This window comes from Salinisphaera aquimarina, assembly GCF_042643355.1.
Lineage (GTDB): Bacteria > Pseudomonadota > Gammaproteobacteria > Nevskiales > Salinisphaeraceae > Salinisphaera > Salinisphaera aquimarina.
Window position 1 is genome coordinate 568,616 of record NZ_JBHRSS010000008.1, and the last position, 23,869, is coordinate 592,484.

General features: G+C 63.1%; 23 protein-coding genes and 1 tRNA gene. 4 read left to right on the forward strand and 20 right to left on the reverse strand.

What is annotated here, in order from left to right; genetic code table 11:
* Nucleotides 1-13: 13 nt before the first annotated feature.
* The 11 genes from ACFOSU_RS18045 to ACFOSU_RS18095 form a co-directional block, all read right to left on the reverse strand.
* The gene (locus ACFOSU_RS18045; RefSeq protein ID WP_380691309.1) at nt 14-679 is read right to left on the reverse strand and encodes an NADH:ubiquinone reductase (Na(+)-transporting) subunit D; all 666 of its coding nucleotides are present in this window, start codon (nt 677-679) and stop codon (nt 14-16) included.
* A gap of 5 nt (nt 680-684) precedes the next feature.
* Nucleotides 685-1,494: a Na(+)-translocating NADH-quinone reductase subunit C gene (locus ACFOSU_RS18050; RefSeq protein WP_380691311.1), complete on the reverse strand. Its 810-nt coding sequence runs from the start codon at nt 1,492-1,494 to the stop codon at nt 685-687.
* A gap of 3 nt (nt 1,495-1,497) precedes the next feature.
* Nucleotides 1,498-2,760 (reverse strand): NADH:ubiquinone reductase (Na(+)-transporting) subunit B, encoded by a 1,263-nt coding sequence (locus ACFOSU_RS18055; RefSeq protein ID WP_380691312.1) that lies wholly within the window; start codon nt 2,758-2,760, stop codon nt 1,498-1,500.
* Nucleotide 2,761: 1 nt separating this feature from the next.
* Nucleotides 2,762-4,114: a Na(+)-translocating NADH-quinone reductase subunit A gene (locus ACFOSU_RS18060; protein WP_380691313.1), complete on the reverse strand. Its 1,353-nt coding sequence runs from the start codon at nt 4,112-4,114 to the stop codon at nt 2,762-2,764.
* 34 nt (nt 4,115-4,148) lie between these two features.
* A tRNA-Leu gene (locus ACFOSU_RS18065) sits at nt 4,149-4,233 on the reverse strand.
* Nucleotides 4,234-4,260: 27 nt separating this feature from the next.
* Nucleotides 4,261-4,791, reverse strand: coding sequence for a preprotein translocase subunit SecG (gene secG, locus ACFOSU_RS18070; RefSeq protein ID WP_380691314.1), 531 nt, complete (start codon nt 4,789-4,791; stop codon nt 4,261-4,263).
* A 26-nt stretch (nt 4,792-4,817) separates the two neighbouring features.
* The gene (tpiA, locus tag ACFOSU_RS18075; protein WP_380691315.1) at nt 4,818-5,579 is read right to left on the reverse strand and encodes a triose-phosphate isomerase; all 762 of its coding nucleotides are present in this window, start codon (nt 5,577-5,579) and stop codon (nt 4,818-4,820) included.
* 50 nt (nt 5,580-5,629) lie between these two features.
* Nucleotides 5,630-7,027, reverse strand: a complete 1,398-nt coding sequence (glmM, locus tag ACFOSU_RS18080; RefSeq protein ID WP_380691316.1) for a phosphoglucosamine mutase — start codon at nt 7,025-7,027, stop codon at nt 5,630-5,632.
* A 15-nt stretch (nt 7,028-7,042) separates the two neighbouring features.
* Complete coding sequence (gene folP, locus ACFOSU_RS18085) at nt 7,043-7,882, reverse strand: dihydropteroate synthase (protein WP_380691382.1); 840 nt, start codon at nt 7,880-7,882, stop codon at nt 7,043-7,045.
* Nucleotides 7,883-7,977: 95 nt separating this feature from the next.
* Nucleotides 7,978-9,951 carry an ATP-dependent zinc metalloprotease FtsH gene (gene ftsH, locus ACFOSU_RS18090; protein WP_380691317.1) on the reverse strand — a complete coding sequence of 658 codons (1,974 nt, stop codon included), beginning with the start codon at nt 9,949-9,951 and terminating at the stop codon, nt 7,978-7,980.
* Nucleotides 9,952-10,073: 122 nt separating this feature from the next.
* The gene (locus ACFOSU_RS18095) at nt 10,074-10,691 is read right to left on the reverse strand and encodes an RlmE family RNA methyltransferase (RefSeq protein WP_380691318.1); all 618 of its coding nucleotides are present in this window, start codon (nt 10,689-10,691) and stop codon (nt 10,074-10,076) included.
* A 51-nt stretch (nt 10,692-10,742) separates the two neighbouring features.
* On the opposite strand from ACFOSU_RS18095, the gene ACFOSU_RS18100 reads away from it, so the two are divergent.
* Nucleotides 10,743-11,063 (forward strand): YhbY family RNA-binding protein, encoded by a 321-nt coding sequence (locus tag ACFOSU_RS18100; RefSeq protein WP_380691320.1) that lies wholly within the window; start codon nt 10,743-10,745, stop codon nt 11,061-11,063.
* A gap of 21 nt (nt 11,064-11,084) precedes the next feature.
* On the opposite strand, the gene greA is transcribed toward ACFOSU_RS18100, so the two are convergent.
* From greA to ubiA, 4 genes are all read right to left on the reverse strand, one after another.
* Complete coding sequence (gene greA, locus ACFOSU_RS18105) at nt 11,085-11,567, reverse strand: transcription elongation factor GreA (protein WP_380691321.1); 483 nt, start codon at nt 11,565-11,567, stop codon at nt 11,085-11,087.
* A gap of 143 nt (nt 11,568-11,710) precedes the next feature.
* Nucleotides 11,711-13,069, reverse strand: a complete 1,359-nt coding sequence (locus tag ACFOSU_RS18110) for an adenosylmethionine--8-amino-7-oxononanoate transaminase (RefSeq protein WP_380691323.1) — start codon at nt 13,067-13,069, stop codon at nt 11,711-11,713.
* 38 nt (nt 13,070-13,107) lie between these two features.
* Nucleotides 13,108-14,148 (reverse strand): hypothetical protein, encoded by a 1,041-nt coding sequence (locus tag ACFOSU_RS18115; protein WP_380691324.1) that lies wholly within the window; start codon nt 14,146-14,148, stop codon nt 13,108-13,110.
* A 34-nt stretch (nt 14,149-14,182) separates the two neighbouring features.
* Nucleotides 14,183-15,058, reverse strand: coding sequence for a 4-hydroxybenzoate octaprenyltransferase (gene ubiA / locus ACFOSU_RS18120; protein ID WP_380691325.1), 876 nt, complete (start codon nt 15,056-15,058; stop codon nt 14,183-14,185).
* 206 nt (nt 15,059-15,264) lie between these two features.
* Here ubiA and ACFOSU_RS18125 point away from each other — a divergent pair, with 206 nt between their 5' ends.
* On the forward strand, nt 15,265-16,629 hold the full coding sequence (locus ACFOSU_RS18125; RefSeq protein WP_380691326.1) for a glutamate--cysteine ligase: 1,365 nt from the start codon (nt 15,265-15,267) through the stop codon (nt 16,627-16,629).
* Here the strand turns inward: ACFOSU_RS18125 and ACFOSU_RS18130 are convergent.
* Nucleotides 16,623-17,828 (reverse strand): cation diffusion facilitator family transporter, encoded by a 1,206-nt coding sequence (locus ACFOSU_RS18130; protein ID WP_380691327.1) that lies wholly within the window; start codon nt 17,826-17,828, stop codon nt 16,623-16,625. The genes ACFOSU_RS18125 and ACFOSU_RS18130 overlap by 7 nt on opposite strands.
* Nucleotides 17,829-17,943: 115 nt before the next feature.
* Nucleotides 17,944-18,672: an epoxyqueuosine reductase QueH gene (locus ACFOSU_RS18135; protein WP_380691328.1), complete on the reverse strand. Its 729-nt coding sequence runs from the start codon at nt 18,670-18,672 to the stop codon at nt 17,944-17,946.
* A gap of 162 nt (nt 18,673-18,834) precedes the next feature.
* Here ACFOSU_RS18135 and ACFOSU_RS18140 point away from each other — a divergent pair, with 162 nt between their 5' ends.
* Nucleotides 18,835-20,700 carry a monovalent cation:proton antiporter family protein gene (locus ACFOSU_RS18140; RefSeq protein ID WP_380691329.1) on the forward strand — a complete coding sequence of 622 codons (1,866 nt, stop codon included), beginning with the start codon at nt 18,835-18,837 and terminating at the stop codon, nt 20,698-20,700.
* Between the two features lie 77 nt (nt 20,701-20,777).
* Entirely contained in the window at nt 20,778-21,089 is a 312-nt protein-coding gene (locus tag ACFOSU_RS18145) for a hypothetical protein (protein ID WP_380691330.1), read from the forward strand.
* 376 nt (nt 21,090-21,465) lie between these two features.
* On the opposite strand, the gene ACFOSU_RS18150 is transcribed toward ACFOSU_RS18145, so the two are convergent.
* From ACFOSU_RS18150 to ectA, 3 genes are all read right to left on the reverse strand, one after another.
* Complete coding sequence (locus ACFOSU_RS18150) at nt 21,466-21,855, reverse strand: ectoine synthase (RefSeq protein ID WP_380691332.1); 390 nt, start codon at nt 21,853-21,855, stop codon at nt 21,466-21,468.
* A gap of 95 nt (nt 21,856-21,950) precedes the next feature.
* Nucleotides 21,951-23,228 carry a diaminobutyrate--2-oxoglutarate transaminase gene (gene ectB / locus ACFOSU_RS18155; RefSeq protein WP_380691333.1) on the reverse strand — a complete coding sequence of 426 codons (1,278 nt, stop codon included), beginning with the start codon at nt 23,226-23,228 and terminating at the stop codon, nt 21,951-21,953.
* Between the two features lie 37 nt (nt 23,229-23,265).
* Nucleotides 23,266-23,814 (reverse strand): diaminobutyrate acetyltransferase, encoded by a 549-nt coding sequence (gene ectA / locus ACFOSU_RS18160; RefSeq protein ID WP_380691383.1) that lies wholly within the window; start codon nt 23,812-23,814, stop codon nt 23,266-23,268.
* Between the last annotated feature and the right edge of the window lie 55 nt (nt 23,815-23,869).

The window sequence follows — 23,869 nt, forward strand, 5'->3', positions numbered from 1 at the left end:
CCCGCCGTCGTGCTTAAACGACTTCGGTGCGATGCACCTGATGAATCTGATATTCGGCTTCTTCGATCTGTTCGGATTTCCAGCTGCGCAGGCCCCAGATCAGAAAGCCGATGATGAAGAACGCGCTCGGCGGCAACAGCATGATGCCGATCGGCACGTACCAGCCGCCGGCGCTGGCAAGCGAAAAGATCTGGAAGCCGAGAATCGAACCCGAGCCGAGCAGCTCACGGATGGTGCCCACCACGATAAGGATCAGGCTGTAGCCCAGCCCGTTGCCGATGCCGTCGAGGAATGCCAGCCCCGGCGGCTCCTTCATGGCAAAGGCTTCCGCACGGCCCATGACGATGCAGTTGGTGATGATCAGACCGACGAACACCGACATCGACTTGGCCAGCTCGAAGGCAAACGCCTTCATGAGCTGATCGACCACGATCACGAGCGACGCAATGATGGTCATCTGCACGATGATGCGGATGCTCGACGGGATGAAGTTGCGAATCAGACTGATCGAGAAGTTCGAACAGGCCGTCACCGCGGTCAGCGCCACGCTCATGAGCAGCGCGGTCGCGACCTGGTTGGTCACCGCCAGCGCGCTGCAAATACCGAGAATCTGAAGCGCGATCGGGTTGTTGTTGACCAACGGCTCGGTCAACACCTTCATTGCCTGACTCTGTGCCATGTCGACTACCCCTCGGCGGCGACTTTGCCGCTACGGATGTTTTTGAGGAAAGGCTCGAAACCGCTCTCGCCCAACCAGTAATGAATCATGTTCGAGACGCCGCGACTGGTGAGCGTGGCGCCCGACAGGCCGTCTACCTTGTAGTCCGCGTTGGGCGTGTTGGAACCCACGCTGCCCTTGATCACGCTCAGGCGCACATCGCCGTCCTCACCATAAACCTTCTTGCCGTCCCATTTGGCACGCCAGCGGGGGTTTTCGACCTCGCCACCGAGACCGGGCGTTTCGCCCTGCTCGTAGTACTTGATGCCGTCGACCGTATTCGCGTCCGGCTCGAGCGCAAGAAAACCGTACATCGTCGACCACAGGCCGTAGCCGTGAATCGGCAACACGATACGGGACAGTTTGCCCTGCTCGTCGCGCACCAGATACACCTCGGCGTATTTGGCGCGGCGCTTGATATCCGCGATGTCCTGTCGCGGCGGAATCTTGATGCTCTTCTTGGGATCAGAGGCCGCGGCGCGCTGATCGTAGTTCGCCACATCCACGCCCTGAGCATAACCACCGGTGGACAGATCGACCACCTTGGTTTCGATACGATCCTTGAACACCTGATTCACATCCACGTCCGGGCCGGTGGGCAGACCGGCGACGTCCAGAATATTACTGCGCCGGTCGGCCTTGGCGTTGACCGTCTGCAGCGGCTTGAGGAACGTCGCCGCCGATGCCACCAGCACCGAGCAGACCAGGCATACCGCCAGCGCCACGACCACGATGTAGCCGACGCCGTCTCGTGAAAATCCGACTATTCCGACCATGGTCTACTCCGCCGCTACCGTATCGTGATCCGCACTGCCGGACGTGCCCGGATTCGCGGCCGCCAGGCGCTTCTGGCGCCGGCGCACGTTCGCCTGGACCACGAAGTAATCGATTAGCGGCGCGAAGATGTTGCCGAACAGAATCGCCAGCATGATGCCTTCCGGGAAGGCCGGATTGACGACGCGCACGAGCGCGGTCATCACGCCGATCAGCCCGCCATAGACCAGCCGGCCGGTGTTGGTCATGGCCGCACTGACCGGATCGGTGGCCATGAACACGGCGCCGAACGCGAACCCGCCGATCACCAGATGCCAGTACCAGGGCATGGCGAACATGAGATTGCTTTCGCTGCCGATCAGGTTGAACAGCAGCGTGGTCGCGACCAGTCCGCCCACGCAGCCGGCCATGATCCGCCAGGATGCAACCCGGGTGTAGAGCAAAAACGCCGCGCCGAGCAGAATCGCGAGCGTCGATGTCGAGCCGAGCGAGCCCTGGATATCGCCGGCAAAGGCGTCCCACCAGGTGATCTGACTGGTGATCGCGCTCATGCCGTCGGTGGCGCCCAGACCAAGCGGCGTTGCCGCGGACCAACCGTCGACCGCCGTCCACACGCTGTCGCCCGACATATACGCCGGGAAGGCGAAGAACAGAAACGCACGGCCGGTGAGCGCCGGGTTGAGAAAGTTCTTGCCGGTGCCGCCGAACACTTCCTTGCCCACCACAATGCCGAAGCTGATGCCGAGTGCCGCCTGCCAGAGCGGAATCGCCGGCGGCAGCGTCAGGGTGTAGAGAATGGACGTAGCGAAAAAGCCTTCGTTGATCTCGTGGTTGCGAACCGCGGCAAACAGCGCTTCCCATAGCCCGCCGACGATGAACGTGACGAAATAGACCGGGGCGAAATACCAGAAGCCGAAGACGAAGTTGTCCCAGAAGCTCTGCGGATCGTGGGCCACGCCCAGCAGCTGCAACGGCAGCCGGCGCCAGTTGTCGACGCTGTCCAGATTCATCTGCGCCATCGCCAGATTGGCCTGGAAGCCGGTATTCCAGCAGGCCATGAAGATACAGGGGAACGTGGCCAGCCACACGTAGATCATGACCCGCTTGAGATCGATGCCGTCGCGCACATGCGGTGCGGTACGGGTGGTATCGCCCGGAGAATACAGGAATGTATCCACCATCTCGTAGAGCGCATAGAAGCGCTCATACCGTCCGCCCTTGGCGAACAGCGGATGCATGCGATCCAGCGTTTGTCTCAGACCGGCCATATCAACCTTCGCGTTCGATGAGTTCGAGATTCGCACGCAGGTGCGGCCCGAAATCGTATTTCGCCACATCGACGAACGACAGCAGCGCCAGATCCTCTTCGTCGAGTTCCGCGGCGCCCAGCGCCAGCGCGGTGTCGGTGTCGCGCACCAGCAACGCTCGCAGCAACTGGGTCGGCAGGATATCCAGCGGCATCACTTCCTCGTAATTGCCGATCGGAACCATTGCGCGCGCGCTTCCGTTCTGTGATGTATTGAACGTGTAGCGCGCCGGCTTCAACAAACTCGACAAAAACACGTTGACCTTGGAAAACCGGTCCCGCCCCGGCATCAGCCAGCCCATGAACGGCCGCGACCGGCTTTCCGGCAGCAGCGTGATCTGGGTGTGGTAACGCCCCAGATAGGACGCCCATTCCGCGGCCCGACGTCCGGATAGAACCGAACCCGAAATCGCGCGCACTTCGGCACCGTCGACCTCGTCATGCAGCAACTCGTCCGTACTGGCACCCATACGCGTGCGCAGCAGACGTGGATTCGCCGCCGACGGACCACAGAGAGCGACCACGCGCGAGATGTCTATATGCCCGGTCGTGAACAGCGCGCCGAACGCCATCACATCCTGGTAGCCGATATGCCAGATGGGTGACGCCACGCTCACCGGATGCAGATGATGAATGTGGGTGCCGACGAGGCCGGCCGGATGCTTGCCACCGAATTCAGCGACAACGAACTGCTCGCCCGCGGGCTTGGGAATATCGGCGCCGGGCGCCTTGCAGATATAGACCGGGCCGTCGGTGAGCCGCGCCAGCACGTTCAGACCATCGACGAATGCTTCGCGGCGGTCATTGATGACGACCGTCGGATCGGCCGCCAGCGGATTGGTATCGATGGCAGTGACGAAAATCGCGGTCGGGCGTGTGCCCGGCGCCGGCACCTTGGAAAACGGCCGCGTACGCAGCGCTGCCCACTGACCGGAATCGACGAGTGTCTTCTCGACAACCGCCGGTTCCAGCCGGGCCAGGTCGTCGGCGGCATGGGCATCGAAAGTAATCTCTTCGAGGTCGCCGGTGGCCACGCGAATCACGATCGACTGCAGCACGCGCTTGGCGCCGCGGTTGATCGCCGCGATTTCGCCGTTCGCCGGCGCGGTATAGAGCACGCCGGGGGTTTTCTTGTCTTCGAACAACGGCTGGCCCAGCTTCACCTGGTCGCCTTCCGCCACCAGCATGGTGGGCTTCATGCCGTGATGATCCAGGCCGATCAACGCCACCCGGCTCACCGGCGCGGCGTCGTGGATAACCTGGCTCGGAGCGCCCTCGATGGGCAGATCAAGCCCTTTCTTTATCGTGACTTGCATGTCGCCGCTTACAGGCCTCTTACCCCGATTTGTATGGTGCCGACGGCCGGACTCGAACCGGCACAGCTTTCGCCACTACCCCCTCAAGATAGCGTGTCTACCAATTCCACCACGTCGGCATGACTTTTTTCCTACCCGCGTGCGCCCTATTCGGGCACCTTGACGCCGGTATCGGCATCGCCGGCATCAGAGCCCGCGTTGCCATTCGACTGTTGCGTGCCCGCGGCGGAATTGTCGCCGCCGGCATCACGCTGGTTGTTGTCCTGGCCCGCCGCATTCGACTGCGCCGCACCGGATTGGGCGTTGCCATCGCCCGCGGGCGCCGATTGCTCACCGGTGACGACTTCGTCACCCGGCACGCCGTTGTTGTTGCTGTCCGAGAGCAGCGAGGCGCCCGGCGCCTGCTGCTGGACCTGATCGGTCACGCTGCCCGTCGGCGCGCTCGCGCCGTTGATCAGGTACGCAAGCGTCAGGCTGATGGCAAAAAAGACCGTCGCCAGCGCACCGGTTGCCCGGGTCATGAAATTGGCCGAGCCTTTCGCGCCAAAAACAGTGCCGGACGCACCGCTACCGAACGCGGCGCCCGCGTCTGCACCCTTACCGTGCTGTACGAGAATCAGCCCGATCAGCACGAGTGCGATCACGACCTGGACGATGACCAGAATTGTATAAACCATGCTAGGGCCTGTTAACGCTCGCGGGACTATACAGCCGCGCGGGCGATGTCCAAGAATGAATCGGCCGTAAGCGATGCGCCGCCAACCAGCGCGCCGTCGACATCTGCTCCGGCGAAAAGTGCCGCGGCATTGTCCGGCTTTACACTGCCGCCGTAAAGCAGCTGTACCGATTGCGCTAGTGTAGCATTCCTATTCGCGATTTGTGCACGAAGAAATGCATGCACATCCTGTGCCTGCTCCGGCGTGGCCGAGCGACCGGTGCCGATCGCCCATATCGGCTCGTAGGCCACGATCATGGATTCGAGGGTCGCCGCGCGGCACTGGCTCAATATCGCATCGATCTGCGCCGCCAGCACGGCTTCGGTCTGCTCTGCCTCGCGCTGCTCCAGCGTTTCGCCGACACACACGATCGGCACCAGACCGGCCGCCGCGGCAGCGTCCGCCTTGGTTGCCACAATGGCATCCGCCTCACCGTAGAGCGCGCGCCGCTCCGAATGACCGACGATGACGTGACTGGCCCGGCAATCGGCGAGCATGGCGCCGTTGACCTCGCCGGTGAACGCGCCCGGCTCGACTTCGGCAGCAATATTCTGTGCCCCGACCGCAACCGGCTGACCGGACAGCGCGCGCGCCATGCGTTCGATATAGACCATCGGCGGGCACACGAGCAGATCGGCCGCCAGCCCGGCGCCGTCCAGCGCATCGCCCACGGCCTTGACGAACACGTCTACCTGCGCGGCGTCCGCGTTCATTTTCCAGTTTCCGGCAATCAGCATATTGCGGCTCATCGGCTGCTATCCCTCTCTGTCACTGTCTGTCGTTATCGTTCGCGCCCGGCTCAGCTGGCGTTCGCGGTCTGCTGCGCCACATCGCGCACGATCTCGGCGATGCGGTTCGCGGACTCTTCCACCGCCAGGCCGTCGATGCCTTCGACCATCACCCGGAGCAGCGGCTCGGTCCCGGAGGGACGCAATAGTACGCGACCGGCGTCGCCAAGCGAGGATTCGACGTCGCGCACGGCCGCATTGACGCGCTCGTCTTCCATCAATGCGGCGGCACTGCCGCGCCCGATGGGTACGTTGACCAGGATCTGCGGACATTTGTCCACCGGCGCGATCAGCGTCTGCAGGCTTTCGCCACTGTCCACCATCGCCGCCAGCACCTGGAGCGCCGACACGATGCCGTCGCCGGTGGTGGCGCGATCCAGGCACAGGATATGCCCCGAGGATTCGCCACCGATGAGGCCCTTCATGGCCTTTAGACGCTCGAATACATAGCGATCGCCCACCTGGGCGCGCTCGAAGGCGACACCGTCGTTCTTGAGCGCGAGTTCCAGGCCGAGATTGCTCATCAGCGTGCCGACCACTGGCCCCTCCAGCTTGTCGTCGCGCCGCCTGGCGCTGGCGATCACGTACAGAATCTGATCGCCGTCGATGATCGCGCCGTCGTGATCGACCATGATGCAGCGATCGCCGTCGCCGTCGAGGGCCACGCCCACGTCCGCGCCGGCGGCGCGCACCGCTTCGACCAGCCCCTTGGGGTGGGTCGAGCCACAGTCGCGGTTGATGTTGAGACCGTCGGGACGATCACCGATCACCTCCACCGAGGCGCCGAGTTCGCGAAAGACGTCGGGGGCGACGTGATAGGTCGCACCGTGAGCGCAGTCGAGCACCACCTTCATGCCCGACAGCCCGCCGTTCTCGAACCGCGCGGTGGACTTGCAGAATTCGATATATCGGCCTGGCGCGCTTTCGACACGCCGGGCGCGACCGAGCCGATCGGAGGCAACGCATTTGAGCGGCAGATCGAGTTCGGCCTCGATCTCCTGCTCGAGCGCGTCGTCGAGCTTCTGACCGAAATGCGAGAAGAACTTCACGCCGTTGTCGTGATAAGGATTGTGCGAAGCGCTGATCACCACGCCCGCGGCCGCGCGAAAGGTGCGCGCCAGATAGGCGATGGCCGGCGTGGGCATCGGCCCGACCAGCAGCACATCGACGCCGGCGGACGAAAAACCGGCCTCCAGCGCGGACTCGAACATGTAGCCGGACAGGCGCGTGTCCTTGCCGATCAGCACCTGCGGGCGCTCGCGCGCATTCTCCGGCACGCCGCGCTCGCCGAGTCGCCGCACCAGCACGCGCCCGGCCGCCCAGCCGAGTTTGAGCGCGAACTCCGGGGTCATCGGCGACTGGCCGACCTCCCCACGAATACCGTCGGTTCCGAAATAGCGTTGTGCCAAAGCCTTCACCTTTATCTACGGCGCCGAATGCGCCTCAAGCGAGCGCGCCAGATGCAGTACCTGGCACGTATCCCGAATATCGTGGCAGCGGATAATACGCGCTCCGCGGCCGACTGCCCAAAACGCCGCGGCAACACTGCCGTTCACACGTGAACGCAGATCGTCGCGACCGAAAAGACGAGCAAACATCGTCTTGCGCGATACGCCGACCAGCAACGGCAGATCGGCGTCCGCGAACTGTCCGAGTTCGCGCATCAGCTCGAGGTTGTGCTCGAGGCTCTTGCCGAACCCGAAGCCCGGATCCACGCAGATCCGCTCACGCGCAATGCCGGCCTGCTCGCAGACGGAGACGCGCTGCGCCAGGAATGACTTGATATCGGCCACCACATCGTCGTACTGAGGGGCGGCCTGCATCGTGCGCGGCTCGCCCTGCATATGCATCAGACAGACGGCCGCGCCGGCCTCGACGGCGACATCGAGCGCGCCCGGCGCTTGCAGCGCGTTGACATCGTTGATCATGTCGGCGCCGGCCGCGCAGGCCGCGCGCATGACATCCGGCTTGAGAGTATCGATGGAGATGAACACATCGCTTGCGGCACGCAACGCACGGATCACCGGCAGCACGCGCTCGCATTCATCGTGCGCCGTGACCGGCGACGCGCCGGGGCGCGTCGACTCGCCGCCGATATCGATGATCGCCGCGCCCTCGTCGACCATCGACAGCGCGCGCGCCACCGCCGCATCCGCCGAGGCGTAGCTGCCGCCGTCGGAAAACGAATCGGGGGTGACGTTGAGAATGCCCATCACCGCCGGCTGCGACAGATCGCAGACCGAACGCGGACCGACCAGTTGCATGGAGAGCGCCATTCGATTTTCAGCCGTCATCAGGGCGTTACGCAAAAAGCCGGCAGCACAGGCTGCCGGCTTGAACATTCACCATCGAGGCGAAATCAGGACTGGCGGTTGTGCGCCGGGCTCGGCACACCCTTGTCCTTGTCCCGCTTGCCGCTGTCATCGGTTGACGCCGTGCCTTCGGACGTGTCCGTGACCGTGGCGCCACCGCCGCCGGAACTCGGCGGGGTGTCGGAATCGTCGTCCCAGCTCTGGGGCGGGCCGGGCTCGCGTCCCTGCATGATCTGGTCAATCTGCTTGCGGTCGATGGTCTCGTACTTCATGAGCGCATCGGACATGCAGTGCAGCTTGTCCATGTTGTCCTCGAGAATCTGCTTGGCGCGCTCGTAGCAGCCGTCGATGATAGAACGCATTTCCTCGTCGATCGCGTGCGCGGTCTCGTCGGAGATCCCACTGGACTGGGTCGCCGATCGGCCCAGGAACGGCTGGCTGTCCTCGGTATCGTAGGCAATCGGGCCGAGACGGTCCGACAGGCCCCACTTGGTGACCATGTTGCGGGCGATCTCGGTGACACGCTCGATGTCGTTGGAAGCACCGGTAGTGACCGCTTCCTTGCCGAAAATGATCTCCTCGGCCAGACGACCGCCATAGAGCGTGCAGATCTGGCTGATCAGGCGCTGCTTGGAATAGCTGTAGCGATCCTCTTCCGGCAGGAACATGGTCACACCCAGGGCACGCCCGCGTGGCACGATCGTCACCTTGTGCACCGGATCGTGCTGGGGCACGGTCAGGCCGATGATGGCGTGGCCGGCCTCGTGGTATGCAGTCAGGCGCTTTTCGTCCTCGGTCATGACCATGGACTTGCGCTCGGCGCCCATCATGATCTTGTCCTTGGCGCGCTCGAAGTCTTCCTGGGTCACCGTCTTCTTGTTGGCGCGGGCGGCGAACAGCGCCGCCTCGTTGACCAGATTGGCCAGGTCCGCGCCCGAGAAGCCAGGGCAGCCGCGCGCGATGATCGAGGCCTTCACGTTGTCGTGAATCGGCACGTTCTTCATGTGCACCTTGAGAATCTGCTCGCGACCGCGTACGTCCGGCAGCGGTACGACCACCTGGCGATCGAAACGGCCCGGACGCAGCAGCGCCGGATCGAGCACGTCGGGACGGTTGGTGGCGGCGATGACGATAACGCCTTCGCTGCCTTCGAAACCGTCCATCTCGACCAGCAGCTGGTTGAGCGTCTGCTCGCGTTCGTCATGACCGCCGCCCAGGCCGGCGCCGCGCTGACGACCGACCGCGTCGATCTCGTCGATGAAGATGATGCAGGGCGACTGCTTCTTGGCCTGCTCGAACATGTCCCGAACACGCGAAGCACCCACGCCGACGAACATCTCGACGAAATCGGAACCCGAGATCGAGAAGAACGGTACGCCTGCTTCGCCGGCGATCGCCTTGGCCAGCAGCGTCTTGCCGGTGCCGGGCGAGCCGACCATGAGCACGCCGCGCGGGATCTTGCCGCCGACCTTCTGGAACTTGCCCGGCTCGGCAAGGAACTCCACCAGTTCCTGGACCTCGGACTTGGCTTCCTCGACGCCGGCCACGTCCGCAAACGTGATCTTGATCTGGTCGGCCTGCATCATCCGCGCCTTCGACTTGCCGAAGGACATCGCGCCGCGACCGCCGCCGCCGCCCTGCATCTGCCGCATGAAGTAGATCCACACGCCGATCAGCAGCAGGAACGGGAACCAGGAAATGAGGATCTGCTTGAGGAACGAGCCCTGATCCGGCGGCTCGCCGGTGATCTCGACACTGTTGTCCATCAACGTGCCGATCATCGCCTTGTTGTCCGACTCCGGACTGTAGGTGGCGAACTTCTGCCCGGACTTGAGCTGACCGCGAATGCGCTGGTCCTCGATATGAACCTGCGATACGCCGCCGCTCTTGACCTGGGTCAGGAACTGCGAATACGGAATCTCGTTGGCGTTGGACGTGGAAGGCGCAAAGCTGGAGAACACGCTCATCAGCACCAGCGCAATCACGACCCACAGCAGCAGATTCTTAGCTAATTCGTTCAAGATCGTCGTCCTCGACCACGGCACGTGCGGTCGTGTGAATACTTCGTGCGTTGCTTGGCAAACAGTATAAACAATCGGGGCCGAACCCCGCCTGCGTCATGCACTCATTTTGTTCAGTTCAGTCATGTACGCCAGCCCTGGCCCAGCAGATACATTTCGCGACTGGCATCCCGGGACGCCTTGGGCTTGCGCACGGCCACCCGGCCGAAACGCTGGCGCATGTTGACGAGCAGTTCGTCGAACCCTTCGCCCTGGAATACCTTGATCAGCAGATCGCCACCCTTGACCAGCACCTGATCGCACAGATCGAGGGCGAGTTCGGCCAACTGCATCACGCCGGCCTGATCAGCCACCATGATCCCTGTAAGATTGGGGGCCATGTCGGAAAGTACAAGATCGACCGGATCCGCGCCCAGTCGTTCGGTCAGCGCGTCCAGCCCCGCCGCCTGCGCGAAGTCGCCGTGCAGAAATTCCACGCCGTCGATCGGATCCATTTCCAGCCGATCCAGCGCCAGTACACGCGCCTTCGGACATTCGCGCCGGCAATACTGGCTCCAGCCGCCCGGCGCCGCGCCCAGATCGATGATGCAGCGCTTGCCGTGCAGCAGACGATCGCGCGCGTCGACCTCGGCGAGCTTGTAAACCGCCCGTGAGCGGTAGTTATCCTTCTGCGCCGCCTTCACGAACGGGTCGTTGCGATGCTTGTCCAGCCAGCGGCGTGTTTCACTGCGCTTGCTCATGAGCCGTATACTGCCTCGCCCCTGAATATCCCACCGACAAAGCTGTTCATCATGTCTCTAACGCTCGATACCGAGGCGCGCCGCGCCCTGAAGAAACAGGCCCATCATCTCAAGCCGATCGTACAGAGCGGCGCCGCCGGTCTGAGCGAAGCCGTACTGGCCGAAATAGAGCGCGCGCTGGTCGACCACGAACTGGTCAAGATCAAGCTGGCCGCCGACGACAAATCCGCCTTCCAGGCCGATGTCGACACTGCCTGCGAGACACTGCGCGCTGCCTGCGTACAGCAGATCGGGCGCACCGCAACCCTGTATCGGCCGAAACCCGACAAGCAGAAGACAGAAAAAAGCGGCAATAAAAAGAAGAAGAAATAATTCAGTGCCGCGCTTCGCGCGCTAGATATAACGCACTTCCACGATTTCCAGCGTGCGCTTGCCGCTGGGCACGGCGACATCGACCACGTCGCCCTCGGTCTTGCCGATAAGCGCGCGCGCAATCGGCGAGGCGAACGAGAGCATGCCATTCTTGATATCGGCCTCGTCCTCGCCAACGATCTTGTAGGTCAGTTCGTCGCCGGAATCCTCGTCGGCCAGATCCACGGTGGCACCGAACACGACGCGGCCGTTGGCCTGCGCGCCCACGCGCGCGACGTCGATGATCTGCGCCGTCGCCAGCTTGCCTTCGATATCGTTGATACGGCCTTCGTTGAAGCCCTGCTCTTCCTTGGCGGCATGATATTCGGCGTTCTCCTTGAGATCGCCGTGAGCGCGCGCTTCCTCGATCGCGGCGACAATGCGCGGGCGCTCGACTTTCTTGAGCCGCTTCAATTCATCGCGCAGCGCGTCGGCGCCGGTCTGGGTCAAGGGTGTCCTGTCCATAACTTAAGCCTCGAAATATAATCGGTTCCGCGGGGACTACGTCCGTTCGAAACAAAACGGCCGCCGTTTGGCGACCGTTTCTGCTGAGAATCGGTTGTGGGCTCTCGTCCAGCCTTTGCACTCAGGCTAGCAGTGCGGCCGATTCAAGTCGAGACGGCGCGCTCGATGCCTTCGATCGCCACGCGGCCCAGATGCGCGATCTGCTCGGGCGTGATGATGTAGGGCGGCATGAAATAGATCGTATCGCCGAGCGGGCGCAGTAGCGCGCCCTGACTCAGCGCATGGCGATAGACAGCCAGCCCACGCCGTTCACGCCAGTCGAAGGGCGTCCTGGTGGCCTTCTTGGCAACCATCTCGATAGCCAGCACCATGCCGGTCTGGCGCACCTCGGCGACATTGGGGTGATCGGCCAGTGGCGCGACCGCGTCGGCCATGCACTGCGCCAGCCGCTTGTTCACATTGACCTGATCGCGACGCTCAAACTCGTCCAGAGTCGCGAGCGCAGCCGCGCAGGCGAGCGGATTGCCGGTATAGGAATGCGAGTGCAGAAACGCGGTCAGGTTCGCGTAGTCGTCGTAGAAGGCGTTGTAGACATCGTCGGTGGTCATCGTGATCGACAGTGGCAGATACCCCGCGGTCAGCCCTTTCGACAGACACATGAAATCCGGCGTGATCCCGGCCTCGCCGGCCTGCTCGCAGGCGAACAACGTACCGGTGCGACCAAAACCCACCGCAATCTCGTCGGCGATCAGGTGTACGCCATGACGCGTGCAGGCCTCGCGCAGCAGTTCCAGATACACGGGGTGATACATGCGCATATGGCCGGCACATTGCAGCAGCGGCTCGACGATGACCGCACAGGTTTCGTGCGCATGTTCGGCCAGCAGTGCTTCCATGTCCGCGAACACGGCACGGCTGTGTTCTTCCCAGCTCACGCCCGGCGCGCGGTGATAGCAGTCCGGCGAACGCGCGGTCAGGGGTTTGAGCAGCAGCGGTTCGTAAGTCTTCTTGTAGAGATCGACGTCGCCGACCGCGAGCGCGCCCAGGGTTTCGCCGTGATAGCTGTTGGACAGGTTGATGAAGCGCGTCTTCTCACCGTGGCCGGTATTGCGCCAGTAGTGAAAGCTCATCTTGAGCGCGACCTCGACCGCGGCCGAGCCGTTGTCGGCAAAAAAGGCGCGGGTCAGGCCTTCGGGGGTGAGATCGACCAGGCGTTCGGCCAGTTCCACCGCCGGCTCGTGCGAAAAGCCGGCCAGCATCACGTGCTCGAGCGTATCCAGCTGGTGCTTGATGCGATCGTTGATGGCCGGATTGGCGTGGCCGAAGATATTCACCCACCAGGAACTCACCGCGTCGATATATCGATTGCCGTCGAAGTCCTCCAGCCACACGCCCTCGCCCCGCTTGATCGGTATCGGCGGCAGCGTCTCGGTGTCCTTCATCTGCGTGCAGGGGTGCCAGACCACGCGCAGATCGCGCGCTATGAGTTCGTCGTTGGTCATGGGATCAGGGGCCAAAAGTCGGTGAATGAGCGCTCGCGTCAATCCAGCGCGAGCAATGTGTAGGGGGCTTCGTGCGGTTCGCGCGCATCGCGCGGATGCTCGTCCTCGAGTTCGAGTGCGCGGTCCGGGTCATAGACCACGAACAGCCGGCCGTCGCCGAGCACCGCCACACCCTCGGCCTTGTTGGCGAACTCGAACGGGCTACCGTCCTCGGCCTGTACCAGCTCCGGATCGCGCCCGGCCAGAAAATCGTCGAGTGTCAGGGCCCAGAGATAGGCGCCGACCTGTTCGTCGCCGTTATCGTCGGTGACTTCAAAACTGGTCAGAAAATAGATCCACGCGCTGGCGTGATCGTATTCCAGGCTCGACAGACCAACCGCAAAACGCACACCGTCCCAGCGCGACGGGTCGAAGTCGTAGATCACGCCGAAATCGCCGGTGAACACCAGCGCATCGCCATCCATGCGATAAGGCGCGGCCACCACCCGGCTGACGTAGTCGAAGTGCTCGTGGTCCTGGCCGAGTTCGCGGATACCGAACAACAGTCTCGCATCGGCGCCGTCGCGGCCCGGAATCGCGGCCAGGCCCTCTACCTTGTAGTACGGCGCGCCGAGCGCGGCTTCCAGATCGTCGCGCAGGCCGACCGAACTGCGCACGCCCTCGTCCTTGCGATCCGCGATCAGATGCGGCGTGGCCGGATCGCCCACCGGCCAGATCAACAGCCGGTTGTAGTGGTGCATGGCGGCGGATTGTCCGTCCACGCGATCGAAGCCGGTGGTTGCGATCAGATGATTGCCCTCGGCGGTGAGGGCGAAATCCTCGTACTTCTCCGCAGTGCGAATAAGGTCGGCCGTGTAGAACTGCAGGCTGTCCGGTTGCGGCAGGCCGTCCACGCAGTCGAGCGCGAAAACCGGCGAGCGCTGATCGCCCGGCACGTCCTTGTCGCTGGCCATCACCAGGCGCCGACCGTCCCAGGCCACGGCCGAGACTTCGGCGTTGACGGACTGGCCGTCGGCATCTTTCAGGCCCGGCTCGAAGCAGGCGAACACGCCTTTTTGCAGAATACGAACACGGCTCATGGCGCAGCGGCGGTTGAAACGACAGCGCTGCAGGCTAGCGAATCGCCAGATCGATCACAATGCCGAAGAAGATCACCCCGCCGAGCACGTTGTGGTGCATGAACGCCTTGAAGCAATCGGCGCGGTCGCGCGCACGCGCCAGCCACTGGTGATAACAGGCCATGCCGGCGCCGACCACGAGCGAGGCGTAGTAGACACCACCCAGATCGAACTGGAGGCCGACGATCACCAGCAGCGCCAGCCAGATGCATTGGAACAGGCCGATCACCGCGCGATCGTAGCGCCCCCAGAGGATGGCCGTCGACTTGACCCCGATCTTGAGATCGTCGTCGCGATCGACCATCGCATAGAAGGTGTCGTAGACCAGCGCCCAGATCAGCGTGGCGATGAACAGCGTCCAGCCGCCCGCGGGAACCGTGCCCATCTGTGCGGCAAAAGCCATCGGCACGGCCCAGCCGAATGCCGCGCCCAGAAACATCTGCGGCCAGTGGGTCAGGCGCTTGGTAAACGGGTACAGCACCGCCAGCCCCGCGCCCACGAAGGCCATGGCGATGGTGAGCCCATTGAGCGTGAGCACCAGCAGGAACGACGCAATACACAGCACCGCGAAAAGCGTCAGCGCTTCACGCGCCGAGACCTCGCCGGTGGCCAGCGGTCGCGCCCGGGTGCGCTCGACGTGGCCATCGATCTTGCGGTCGGCGAAGTCGTTGATCACGCAGCCGGCCGACCGCATCAGCACCGCGCCCACGACGAACACCAGCAGCACCCACAGATCCGGCAGCCCACCGGCCGCCAGCCACAGCGCCCAGAGCATGGGCCAGACCACCAGAAAGATGCCGATCGGCTTGTTCAGCCGGGTCAGCCGCAGATACACATCCAGCCGACGCGTCGGCGCGCTTGCAACGCTCATGACCAGCACCGATCAAACGCGCGCACCACCGGCGCGCGGCCCGCCCCGATCCGCGCGGCCGCGAGCCCGTATCCGCCGCGATTCATTGATTGCATTGGCCAGCTATCCCGAAAAGACTCTTTTAACGTTACCATGCAGCAAATTTACGAACTGCAGCACGACGTGTCCCGATATCGGCCGGCACGTCGTGAGTCATTGGAGAGCCCATGTCCGCTCCATCGCAATCCGGCGGCGCGCCGATCACCGATCGGCGTCAACTCGTCGAATATTTCGAGAACGCCTGTAAACCGCCGAGCCGCTGGCGCCTGGGCACCGAACACGAGAAGTTCGTATTCGACCGCGAGACGCTGCGTCCCCTGCCGTTCGACGGCGAACAGGGCATCGAGGCGTTTCTCGACAAGCTGACCCGTTTCGGCTGGCAGCCGATGAAGGAGAACGGTCATCTGGTCGCCCTCGAACTCGGCCGCTGTCATATCACCCTCGAGCCAGGCGGCCAGCTGGAGCTGGCGGGCGCGCCGCTGGATACCATCCACGAAGCCTGTGACGAGGTTCAGACGCATCTCAAGCAGGTCAAGGAAGTGGCCAAAGAGATGAACGTCGGCCTCATCGGTCTCGGTTTTCAGCCCAAATGGGCACGCGAGGACTGTCCGTGGATGCCCAAGCAGCGCTACGACATCATGAAGGCCTATATGCCCAAGGTCGGCAGCCTGGGACTGGACATGATGCTGCGCACCTCCACCGTGCAGGTCAATATCGACTACGGCTCGGAAGCCGACATGATCCAGAAGTTCCGGGTCGGTCTGGCGCTGCAGCCGGTGGCGACTGCCCTGTTTGCCAACTCGCCGTTCACGCTGGGCAAGCCCAACGGGTTCGTCTCTTATCGCAGCCAGATATGGACCGATACCGATCCGGATCGCTGCGGCATGCTCGACTGGGTATTCGACGACGACATGGGCTTCGAGCGCTATATCGACTACGCCCTCGATGTGCCGATGTATTTCGTCTATCGCGACGGCAAGTATATTGATGCCTCCGGCCAGTCGTTCCGGGATTTTCTCGCCGGCAAGCTGCCGGCCCTGCCGGGCGAAAAGCCGATGCTCTCCGACTGGGACGATCATCTGACCACGCTGTTTCCGGAAGTGCGTCTCAAGCGATTCATGGAAATGCGCGGCGCCGACGGCGGCCCGTGGACACGTCTGTGCGCCCTGCCCGCGCTCTGGGCCGGGCTGTGCTACGACAGCCAGTCGCTGGACGAAGCCTGGCAGCTATGTCGGGACTTCACCACCGAGGAGCGCAACCATCTGCGCGATCAGGCGCCGATTCAGGGTCTCAGGACACCGTTTCGTGGCGGCACCCTGCAGGACATCGCCAGACAGGTCGTCGCCATCGCCCAGGCCGGGCTCAAGCGCCGTGCACGGCTGGACAGCCAGGATCGCGACGAGAGCATGTTCCTCAATCAGCTTGCCGAGATCGCCGACAGCGGCGTCACCTCGGCCGACCATCTGCTGTCGCTCTACGAGGGACGCTGGAATCAGTCGGTGGACCCGGTCTTCAGCGAATTCGCTTACTGAGCAGTGATCGTGTCGCCGCGCCCGGCTTCGGGCGCGGCGTAGAGCAGCCGGATTCGCGCCACCCCGCTCACCCGCTCGACGATCGCATCGAAGGCCGCCTGATAGGTGTCGTGCCGGCCCGCGCAGGACAGGGGCAGATGCACCTCGGCTTCGACCAGGTCGTCGAGATAATGCAGCGTGACGCGCTGCACCTGCCCAGCCACCTCCAGATGATTCCACGCCCGTTCCAGCTCGGGCATGATCTGTTCGCGTAGCGGCAGATCGAATGCCGCATCGGCGTCCGCATGCCCATCCGGCTCGATATGCACGCAGATATCCGCGATCTCGTCGACGTGCTTGACCAGTCGGGCCGTAATCGCCTCGCTGATCCGGTGGGCTTCGGTAAGGCTGATATAGGGGTCCACGAACACGCCCACATCCGCGAACGCATCGTGGCCGCCCATGGTCCGGGTGCGCAGCCGGCGCATGTGGCGCACGCCCGGCACGGTGGTGATCTGGTCGCGCACCACCTGCAACCGCTCGGGGTCCAGGCCGGTATCGACGAGTTCGCGAAAACTCTGATAGCCGTAGCGCACCCCGATCGCGCCCAGCATGAACGCGATGACGATGGCCCCCACGGCGTCGAACCAGGGATAACCCAGCATGGCCCCAGCGATGGCGATCAGCGCCGCGATCGACGACAACGCGTCGCTGCGGTGATGCCAGGCGTTCGCCTCGATCAGCTTGGAGTTGGCCTGCCGGGCCACGCGCAGCGTGTACCAGAACAGGGCCTCCTTGAGGGCCAGCGAGGCCGCGGCCACTGCCAGTGCCATCCAGCTCGGGCGCACCGGATCGGCCGTGCCGAACAGGCGTGCCGCGCCTTCGTAACCGATCAGCAGCGCGGCAATCAGCAGGAACAGCGACACCAGCGTGGTCGCCGCGGTCTCGATACGCGCGTGTCCATAGGGATGGTCGGTGTCGGCCTGCTGGATCCCCATGCGCACCGCCGCGAGCACCAGCGCGTCGCTGATCAGATCGGCCGCGGAATGTACGCCGTCGGCCACCAGCGACTGCGAGTGCCCGATCACGCCGACCACGACCTTGACCAGCGCAAGCGGCAGATTGACCAGCGCGCCGATGATCGTCGCGCGCTGTTTTTCGCGGAAATCCGCCCGGCTCTGGCGGTGGGCGGCCGCGGAATGGATATGGGGTTGGGTCATGGTTACAGCCGTGGCGGCATACGTCGGTCATTATAAGCCGCGAGTACCCTTGGCCCGCACGGCGGCTGCATGCGCCACAGGGAGGACAGCGGGTCGCGGGGTGTCGCCGGGGCGCTCAGCTGTTCGAGGAACCCTTGAACGCCGGGTATTCGCCGCGCCCGGGGATATCGCTTGTCAGCGCGTCACGGCCGTAGAACTTGATGCCTTTCTGGATACGCTCGCGGCCGCTGGCCTGCCGGTGCCGGTTGGTATCGCGCAGGCTGTATACGCAGCCGCAGTATTCCTGCTGGTAGAACGACTCGCGCTTGGCGATCTCGATCATGCGCTGCGAACCGCCCTGTTTGCGCCAGTTCAGTGTCCAGTAGCGCACATCCGGATAACGCGAGGCCGCGCGCACGCCCGACTGGTTGATCTGAGCCATGTTCTTCCAGCGCGAGATCCCCAGGGTGCTGGAAATGAGCCCATAGCCGTGCTCCGCGGCATACAGCGCGGTGCGCTCGAAGCGCATGTCGAAACAGACCGTGCAGCGACGGCCACGCTCGGGTTCGTTTTCCAGGCCGCGGATGCGATCGAACCAGTTGTCGGTGTCGTAGTCGCCGTCGATATGCGGGATGCCGAGTTCCTGGCAATAGCGGATGTCCTCCGCCTTGCGCATCTCGTATTCCTTTACCGGGTGAATATTCGGATTGTAGAAATACACCGTGGTATCGATCCCGGACGCCTTGACCGCAGCCAGCACTTCGCCCGCACAGGGCGCGCAGCAAGAGTGCATGAGCAGGCGCTCACCGCCCTCGGGCGGCTCGAGTTCCGGTCGCTGATAGCGGTCGAGGCTGTAGGGATTCATCTCGGCACGGCGGTTGTGGATGGTTCGGTAGCACTATTGTCGAGGCTCCATCGCCTTTTAACAATGGCAGGATGGCAGGCTGAACTGCCCGGGCGGCACGACGCGTAGGCGAGACCACTTCATGCCCACCGCCTGAAACAGGCGCGCACAAGAGACCTTTTCATGCCCGGATCCGAGCTGTCGTTTGTCCCGCTGCTGGTCGTCATCGCGCTGAGTTTCATCGTGCCGGTGGCGCTGTCCCCGGTACGCAGGCTGGGCATTCCGGTGGTCGTCGGCGAAATCATCGCCGGCATCGTGGTCGGCAAGAGCGGCTTCGATCTCGTCCAGCAGGATTTCGTGCTCGAAGTCTTGTCGGTGTTCGGCTTTGCGTACCTGATGTTCCTGTCCGGGCTGGAGATCGATTTCTCCGGCCTGCCGAGCGACCGGCGCGGGCTGCGCGCCAGTCGTCGCCGCGATCGCTTGCTGCGCAACCCCTTCGTGCTGGGCGGGGCCATGTTCGTGCTGACCGCCCTCTGCTCGCTCGCCGCCGGCTTCTATCTGCGCTGGCTCGGCGTGGTCAGCCAGCCGTTCATCATGGCGCTGGTGCTGTCCACGACGTCCCTGGGCGTTGTTGCGCCCGTGCTCAAGGAACGTGGCCTGGTCGGCAGCAACACCTACGGCCAGACCATTCTGGTGGCCGCAATGATCGCCGATTTCGTGACCATTCTGCTGATCAGCGGCTATGTGCTTATGCGCGGCCAGGGCCTGACCGTGGACCTGTTGCTCATCCTGGTGCTGTTGCTCGCTTTTCTGGCCACCTATCGGCTGGCCGCGCGTTTTCGCGGTCACCTGCCGGCCCAGCGGCTGATGCACGCGCTGTCCACGGCCACGTCGCAGATCCGGGTGCGCGGGTCGATGGCCGTGGCCCTGGTCTTCATCGCCCTGGCCGAGAGCCTGGGCATCGAGAACATCATCGGCGCGTTTCTGGCCGGCGTGATCATCTCCCTGCTGTCGGGCCAGGAAAGCTCGGTGCTGCGCGAGAAGCTCGACGCCATCGGCTACGGTTTCCTCATACCGATCTTCTTCATCATGGTCGGGGTCAATTTCGACCTGCCGGCACTGCTGGCCTCCAACTCGCCCTGGACGATGGTGGCACTGCTGACCGCCATCGCCTTCGGAGTGAAATTCGTGGGCGGACTGGTATTCCGGGCCGCCTTCGACTGGCGCGAAACCTTTGCAGCCAGCGCTCTGCTGTCGTCGCGGCTGTCGCTGATCATCGCGGTGGCAACCATCGGGGTACAGATCGGCGCCATCTCGCCGGCTCTGGATGCGGCCATTATTCTGGTGGCCATCATCACCTGCACGTTATCGCCGATCGCCTTTGCGCGCCTGGCGCCGCGACGCCATCGTACGGCCAACCGTACCCTGCTCGTGGGTTCCGGGCACGACGTCGACCCGCTGGCGCGTCGCCTGCGCCGGCTCGGCCACGACGTCGAAACGCTCACCGATATCGGCCCCGGCGCGGATGGCGATGCCGCATCGCGCGGCCAGGTCAGTGAACGCATGCGCGCACTGCATATCAAGCAGACCAAGACCGTCATCGCGATGGCCGATACGGACGCCGACAATCTGCAGATCTGTCGTATTGCACGCGAGGTGTATGCCGTTCCCAAGATCGTCGCCTGGATACGTGACCCGTCGCTCAACCAGCGCTTCATCGATGCCGGCGCGCTGGTGGTCAATCCGGCGTTCTCGAAACTGCTGATTCTCGAGAGCATGGCCTTGGGCGCGCATGGCTTCGCACAGGGGCCCGATGACGACCCGGATCAGGAAATCCGCGTGATCAAGCTGCAGAACAGCTGGCTGAGCGGGCGCGAACTCAAGCAGCTCGGCGTGCCCGAAGGCGTGAGCGTGCTACGCATCGAACGCCGGGGCGCGGTGCTGGAGCCGGAACCGGGCACGATCGCCCAGGCCAACGACAGTTTCACCGTCTCCGGCCCCAAGGAGCAGGTATATTCGGTGGCGCGCCGCTTTGCCCGGCGATGGTAGCGTCATCGGTTCGGGCGAAGAATCGATATCATGGCACCGCGCCGCGACGGCCATAGACCAAACAAAGGACTTAATACGTGAAACAAGGCAGTCTCGTCATGGCCATGATCTGGATGGCCGTTCTTTCCCTGCTGCTGTTCTGGCTGCCCCTGTTCGGCCCACTCATCGCAGGCTTCGTGGGCGGGCGTACAGCCGGCAGCGCCGGGCGCGGGCTGCTGGCCGCGGTCCTTCCCGCCGCGGTGCTGTGCTTTCTGCTCGTGGGCTTTGGTACCGCCCTGATCGGCCTGCCGGTCATCGGCGTGATCGCAAGCGCCAGCCTGTTTCTGCTGATCGTCGTGCAGAGCCTGCCGCTACTGGCCGGGGCGCTTGTGGGCGGATTGATGGCCTGATGCGCTCCAGAAAATCCGGCAGCGCCTAATGCGGCTCACTTGAGCAATGAAGCCCGGAGATTGATCGGATAAAACGTCCCTTGATTCTGGCTCGAAGTCGGCAAGCTCGGCCGTGGTTCATGGCCGACCAACCGGTTGTTGCACGGGCGATCACGCTTTTACGCGGATCCCGATCGACGCCGGAACGACTAAAGAGGGTTGCGGTCGCTTGTAGCCCCCGTGAAGCAGGACTTCCTTACAGACATAAAAAATCCGGTTCCACCAAGTGAAAACCGGATTCTCGATAGGCCTCGGCGGCGAAGCAATGCTCAAATAACTGCATTACCGGCACGGCCGAGGCTTTTTCATACGCGTCAACGACGACGCGTGCCGATAACTAGTCCTCGACCAGCGTGTAGGCACCGTCTTCGTCGTGCATCTCGCGACCGGTGACCGGTGGCCAGAACGAGCAGACCAGCTTCATTTCGGTCTTGGCCTTGAGGGTATGACGATCGTGCTTGTCGAGCGCATACACCGTGCCCGGCTCGATCTTGTGCTCTTCGCCGGTGTCGCGATTGACGAGCGTGCCTTCGCCCTTGTAGCAGAACACGGCTTCGAAGTGGTTCTTGTACCACATGTCGAATTCGAGGCCCGGCGGGAAAGTGGTCTCATGGAACGAGAACCCCATGCCGTCGCTCTTGAGCAACCAGCGAACGCTGGTCCAGCCGCCAGGGCTGACCACTTCACGATCGGTGCCACGTAGGTCTTCAGTACGAATAATTTTCATCAAAGACTCCTTGTCTTCAAAATGCCGTTCGACCACTCCACGCTACAGTAATCGAACGCTTCCAACCAACGCCAACAGCGGCGCTGGCCAAAGTTCTAGGCCGCGGTGTTGAGCAGGCCGTTACGCTCGAGCACGGTGTGTACCGCCTTTTCGATGATATCCAGACCGGCGTCCAGATCTTCATCCGGCGTGATCAGCGGCGGCATCACTTTCATGACGTTGTCATTCGGGCCCGCCGTTTCCAGAATCAGCCGATGCTTGAAGCATTCGGCGGCGATCTCGTCCGCCAGCTCGGCGTTTTCACAGTCCATGCCGATGAAGAAGCCGCGACCGCGCAGTTCCGCCTTGAAGCGGGTATGCGCGTCGATGATGCCCTGCATGCGGGTCATCACGTGCTCGCTCTGACGCAGCACCTTTTTCTCGAGCTTGTCGTCGCGCCAGTATTCGTTCAATGCCGCGGTAGCGGTGACGAAGGCGTGATTGAAGCCGCGGAAGGTGCCGTTGTGCTCGCCCGGATTCCAGATATCGAGTTCGGGGCGGATCATGGTGATCGCCAGCGGCAGGCCGTAGCCGGACAGCGACTTGGACACCGTGATGATGTCCGGTTTGATGCCGGCCGGTTCGAACGAGAAGAACGGTCCGGTACGGCCGACACCCGCCTGGATATCATCCACGATGAGCAGCATGTCGTGCTCGTGGCACAGCTTCTCGATCTTCTTGAGCCAGTCGAAATCGGCGACGTTGATGCCACCCTCGCCCTGCACGGTTTCAAGAATGATCGCAGCTGGCTTTTCCAGGCCGCTGGAACTGTTCTTGAGCAACATCTCCAGGTCGTCGGCGGTATCCCGGCCCTTGCCGAAGTAACCGCTGTAGGGCATCGGGATGGCGCCCGGCATGTTCACGCCGGCACCGCCGCGCTTGGAGGCGTTGCCGGTCACGGCCAGCGCACCCAGGGTCATGCCGTGATAGGCGTTAGTGAAGAACAGCACGCCCTCGCGCTGCTTGACCTTGCGCGCGATCTTGAGCGCCGCTTCGACGGCGTTGGTGCCGGTCGGCCCGGGGAACTGGATCTTGTACTCCATGTTCCGCGGCTTCATGACCACATCCTCGAAGGTCTTGAGGAAGATGCTCTTCTGAACAGTGGCCATGTCGAGGCCATGGGTGACGCCGTCGGACTCGATGTATTCGAGCAGCGCTTTCTTCATGACCTCGTCGTTGTGGCCATAGTTGAGCGCGCCGGCGCCGGAGAAGAAGTCGAGATAGTCGTTGCCGTCCTCGTCGACCATGTGATTGGCCTTGGCGGTCTTGAACTTGACCGGGAACGAGCGGACATACCCGCGGACTTCGGATTCGAGACGATTGATGGTTTCCATAGGAACTCCTGAACCTTGGTCAGGCGATTAAAAGAATTTAAGCAGCGCTGTCGATGGCGCGGCGGTCGAAGGGGCCGATATGGAAGAGAATTTCCTCTTCATGCGGCTGGTCGTCGAAATCGCCGAACATCTCGCTTGAAAACAGCACTTCCTCGTTCACTTCCGTGCCGAGCCGACGGGCCAGACCGCGAAACAATGCCTGAGACGGATCATTGCTCGGACCGATGGTCGTGTCCAGATAACACACGTCGGCACAGGCCGGGCGTTTGAGAATCTCTACCAGCATCCGCGTTGCCAGCCCCTGGCCGCGGCCGGCTTCGGACACGCCGACCTGCCAGACGAAAACGATCTCGGGGGACTCGGGCAGGATATAGGCGGTGATGAATCCCGCCAGTTTGCCGTCTATTTCGGCAACGACGCTGGTGCCTGCGTGGTGCTCACCAATGAGCATGTAGGCGTAGGCGGAATTGACGTCGAGTACGCCCAGGCGGTGGACGAGCTGCAGTATGCCGGCGCCGTCTTCCTTGTTCGGCGGCCTGAACGTGACGCTTGAAGAATTCTCGGATGGTGTCGGAGAAATAGCGATTCGCTGGTTCGTATTTGACCCGTATTATAACGGGTCGCAGAGAGTTTTTCTTGGC